General features: G+C 71.7%; 4 protein-coding genes and 2 pseudogenes. 2 read left to right on the top strand and 4 right to left on the bottom strand.

The genetic code is table 11. From position 1 onward, the window contains the following. Window positions 1–144: 144 nt before the first annotated feature. Window positions 145–426: pseudogene (locus GUY61_RS35425) on the top strand (LLM class flavin-dependent oxidoreductase); the annotation flags it as partial. Window positions 427–658: 232 nt separating this feature from the next. Here GUY61_RS35425 and GUY61_RS35420 read toward each other — a convergent pair. Then, window positions 659–1,066 carry a hypothetical protein gene (locus tag GUY61_RS35420; protein ID WP_166634419.1) on the bottom strand — a complete coding sequence of 136 codons (408 nt, stop codon included), beginning with the start codon at window positions 1,064–1,066 and terminating at the stop codon, window positions 659–661. Window positions 1,067–1,095: 29 nt separating this feature from the next. Next, window positions 1,096–1,557: a hypothetical protein gene (locus tag GUY61_RS35415; RefSeq protein ID WP_166634418.1), complete on the bottom strand. Its 462-nt coding sequence runs from the start codon at window positions 1,555–1,557 to the stop codon at window positions 1,096–1,098. Between the two features lie 361 nt (window positions 1,558–1,918). Between GUY61_RS35415 and GUY61_RS35410 the strand changes: the two genes are divergently transcribed. After that, entirely contained in the window at window positions 1,919–2,722 is an 804-nt protein-coding gene (locus tag GUY61_RS35410) for a hypothetical protein (protein ID WP_313897010.1), read from the top strand. Window positions 2,723–3,182: 460 nt separating this feature from the next. On the opposite strand, the gene GUY61_RS35405 is transcribed toward GUY61_RS35410, so the two are convergent. Both GUY61_RS35405 and GUY61_RS41700 read right to left on the bottom strand, forming a co-directional pair. Then, on the bottom strand, window positions 3,183–3,977 hold the full coding sequence (locus GUY61_RS35405) for an EamA family transporter (RefSeq protein WP_398958082.1): 795 nt from the start codon (window positions 3,975–3,977) through the stop codon (window positions 3,183–3,185). A 115-nt stretch (window positions 3,978–4,092) separates the two neighbouring features. Beyond that, window positions 4,093–4,218 (bottom strand): annotated as a pseudogene (locus GUY61_RS41700) (carboxyl transferase domain-containing protein); the annotation flags it as partial.

Raw genomic sequence — 4,218 nt, 5'->3', positions numbered from 1 at the left:
CCACCACACCACCGGCACCCGCCCGGCACCCCCTCCAGAACTGCGAAACCTGCGACCACGCCTTCCGAGCCCCACAACCCGGCACCTGCCGCGGCTGCCGGGAGCGCGCGGCCGGGCACGAACGCCTGCGCTGAGACCGGGCACGGGCGTCCCGGCCGGTCCGGAGCCCCCTGGATGCTGCTGGTCGCGGCCGCGCTGGCGACCTCCCGGATCCGGCTCGGCACCCTGCTGACGCCGGTCCCCCGTTACCGTCCGCAGTAACTCCCCCGACAGGTGGCCACCCTGGACCACCTCAGCGGCGGCCGGATGATCTTCGCAGCAGGTCCGGGCGGTCCGATCGAGGACGAACACCGCAGCTTCGGCGACGCCGCCGAGCCACGCCTCCTCGCCGAGCGGCTGGACGAGGGACTGGAGCTGTCGAGGCGCTGCCGCGGGCGCGGGTGGTAGCGGCTCCGGCCCCACTTCGGCGATCCGCTCCCTGGCGTCCAGCCGGTTGCCGACCCGCTGCCCGTCCCCGCAGGCGCGCACGAACGCGGTCAGGACGCCCAGCCGCGGCAAGCCGGGGCGCCTGAGTTCTCCATGCCCGCCATCCTGCTGAGGCCGTCACACAGGGACCAACGCCCGAACCCGCCGTGCCGCGGTCGGCGCCCGCGCGGAATCAGGCGGCCCAACTCCCGTTGGACAGCGCCGCCGAGCGGAAGTGGAAATAGAACTGCGTGCCGTCGGGGACGTCGTACTCGATCACGTTCCACTGGCCGCCCCGGGCCAGGGTGTAGTCCGAGGGGCAGTAGCTTCCGCCGGACGCCGTCTCGAAGCACACCATGACGTAACGGTTGGTCCTGGGCTTGATGTTGATGTCGGCGCAGTCGCCCGACGTCATGAACAGCCGGCCGGCCGGGAGATCGGCAGTGCCCTCCGGCTTGGAGTAACTGTGCGCGCTGTCATAACAGGAAGCGGCCGCGGTCCTCTCCTCGCCGGCCTGGGCGGCGGTCGGGGCGAGGGTCATGACCCCGGCGAGCAGCGAGGCCGCGAGGGTGCCGTATGCGAGGCGCTTGCGGACATGCATGATGGGTTCCTCCGTGAGACGGGCCATTGCTACGCGTACATGACGTCCGAGGCGCAGCGCGCCCCGGAGTCGCCGGGGTACTTCTTGCCGAGGCAGACATAAACGCGGACGGACGTGTTGCCGACGACCTCGGATTCCCAGCGGTCCAGCTCCTGCCCCCCGGACGTGGAGGTGTCGTCCACGCCCAGCGGCCCGCGCCAACCCACGCTGTCGCGGATGTACGCACGGGCCGCGACGCCGTCGGCCTGGTGGTCCTGGACATAGTTGTAATAGGAGGTGTTCAGTGCGGCACCGCCGTCGGAGTAGATGCAGACCGTGGCCTGCACAGTGCCGCCGCTCAGCCCCTCGGAGTTGGCGACGGTGGCCCGCAGGGTCTCGCAGCCGGCGGCAGCGCGGGCCGGCGCGGCCGCCTGGGCGGGCATCGCGGAAGTGGCGATGGCCAGTGCCGTGCCGAACACCACGCCCGTACAAGCTGTTCGTATGCGCATCATCAGTTACCTGTCGTCGATTTCGGGGAGCGTCTGCGTACCCGTGGGCGGCGTGGAACGCGCGGGCGCCCACGGCCCGAGCCGCGGGGCTCCGGGCCGTGATCTCCCCTCACCACGACCTTTCGCCCGGCGACCGCCACCGATGCTGGAGGCCCCGGGGGAACGAGAGCAACGACAACCGCTTGTCCCGGACAGTGCCGGGCTGTCCGGGCAGGTCAGAGCCCCGCCGTACCCATGTCCGGGACAACGAACGGGACGACAGCCCGCCCCTTCGACCGTGCTGGTCATGCCCCGGCAGGAGGCCCGGCGGTGGCCGGTCGGCTTGGGCGGCGGTGGCATCCTCAAGCGTCGTAGCCTTTGCCTCGTGACCAGCGAGAACCACCAGAGCGGTGACTTCGCCTCCGATGGAGTACCCCATCATCGGCCGCTGTTGGACGGCACGGATCTGGCGCTGTGCGGAACGGCCAGAGGCGACGGCGGATTCCTGCCTGCCGTACTCTCTCGCCTCCTCGATCCCGACCCGGCGGTCCAGATGAGGGCCATCAGCGAGCTGGAGCCGGTGTGCCACCAGAACAGTTTCTACGAAGCCACTCTCCCCGTGGCCCTGTACGTGGCCGCGATCCTCGCCCACCCCGCCACCTCGACCGTCGGACCTGACCGACGAACTGATCCCGAAAGGGGCTACCCCGTCCGAGCGGCCCTCCTGGACTGGCTCGGATCACTCGCCTACGACGCCGATGACGAGTGCCTTGCCATCGGCGAACGCCACTTCAACGGCGAATACCTCGCCGACTACCCGGAAATGCGCGCCTTCCGGGACCACCGCCCGGCGTTCTACCGTGCCGTTTCCCCCTTCCTCAACGATGAGGACACGGCTGTGCGCCATGCCGCGATCGTTGCCACCCTCCCCTTGATCGAGCATCCCGACCTCACCTGCCACCAGGACGAACTGGGGCACAGTGCCCAGCGCCTCCTGACTGACAGCACCAGCCGCTACAACCGCAGCCGCTGCCTGGACGCACTCAAGAACTGGGGTTTCGACACCACCGCGTTGGAGAACGCGGACGACACCGCAGCCCGCGAGCGTTACGCCCGTCTCAAGGCGGAACGTGAGTCCGGATGGGCAGCCGACGGGACAGGCGGCCACTTCGAAGACCCACCGTTCTGACCGGGCGCCTTCACCCCTGGACACCCACCCCCTGCCGTTGAGGCCGTGACACGAAGGGGTCTGGGAAGACGGCGCTCCCCACGCGTCGAGCCCGGTTCGGTCAGGCTTCGCCCCTACTACGGCTGTGGCCGGTCCGGCGAGCCTCCGGCTGTGCGACCTGAACCGCTGCGGCGCCGGCCCCTGCCTGGTGGTAGCGGCCCTGGAGTTCCGCGGGGCTCAGCCCGGCTCCGGCGCTCGGAGCCGCCGTCGCGGGCCGCTCGGACGCGGTCACGTCCCCGGTCCGGTTCGGGCTCGTTTCCTCACGGGGCTCGGCGGACATGGTGGAACATGCGCTGATCAACGCCGATGCTGTCGCCGGCAGGACCATGGATCTTCCGAGATGCACGGGCGAAGGGTACGAGGCCGGTCCCCGCTCGTCCTCGGCAGGGCGGTTCCCGGGCAGATGCCGCCTGCCGTCCATCTACGCGTGCGCGGTGCTGGTCGTGCGGACGGCGCCGATGCTGGCCACCACGACCAGGGCGATCGCCAGGCCCTCCAGGGGGGTGAGCACCTGGCCCAGGATCAGGAGGCCTGCCAGGGTGGCGAGGGCCGGTTCGAGGCTCATCATGACGGCGAAGGTGGAGGCGGCGATGTGGCGCAGGGCGAGGAGTTCCAGGGTGTAGGGGAGCACCGAGGACAGCAGCGCGACGGCCGCTCCGAGGCCGAGGATCACGGGGTCGACGAGGAGCGTGCCGGACTCCGCGACGCCCAGCGGGAGGGTCAGCAGCGCGGCGACGGTCATGGCCAGGGCCAGGCCGTCCGCCTGCGGGAAGCGGCGCCCGGTGCGGGCGCTGAAGACTATGTACGCCGCCCACATGGCGCCCGCCCCGACGGCGAACGCCGCGCCCACGGGGTCGAGGCGGTCGAAGCCGCCTCCGCTCAGCAGGAAGACGCCGCACAGCGCGAGGCCGGCCCACAGCAGGTTGACCACCCGCCGTGAGGCGATCACGGACAGGGCCAGCGGGCCCAGCACTTCCAGCGTGACCGCCGGGCCGAGCGGGATGCGGTCCGCGGCCTGGTAGAACAGCGTGTTCATCGCCGCCAGCGCCAGGCCGAAGCCGAGCACCGTGCCCCAGTCGGCGCGCGAGTGGCCGCGCAGCCGCGGCCGGCACACCACCATCAGGAGGAGCGAGGCGACGGCGAGCCGCAGTGTGACGACACCGAGCGCCCCGGCCCGGGGCATCAGCGTGACCGCGATCGCCGCCCCGAACTGCACGGAGACCGCTCCGCCGAGGACCAGACCGACCGGGCCCAGCTGTCCGCGGAGCCCGCCGGGCCCGGCCTTCCGCCCGCCGGGAGGAAGCGGCGCGGGCGCGAGTCCGAGGTCGGGGGTGCCGGCGCAGCTGCCCGGCCTCCCGGAAGGAGCCCTCGTCCAGCAGCAGCCCGATCCGCTCGCGCGCCGTCAGCTTCCCCTTGGCATGCTGCGCCGCGGTGGCCTTCCCGCCCGGCCCGGCCAG

Source organism: Streptomyces sp. GC420, assembly GCF_009916105.1.
Lineage (GTDB): Bacteria > Actinomycetota > Actinomycetes > Streptomycetales > Streptomycetaceae > Streptomyces.
This window is presented reverse-complemented; position numbering and strand designations above follow the sequence as displayed.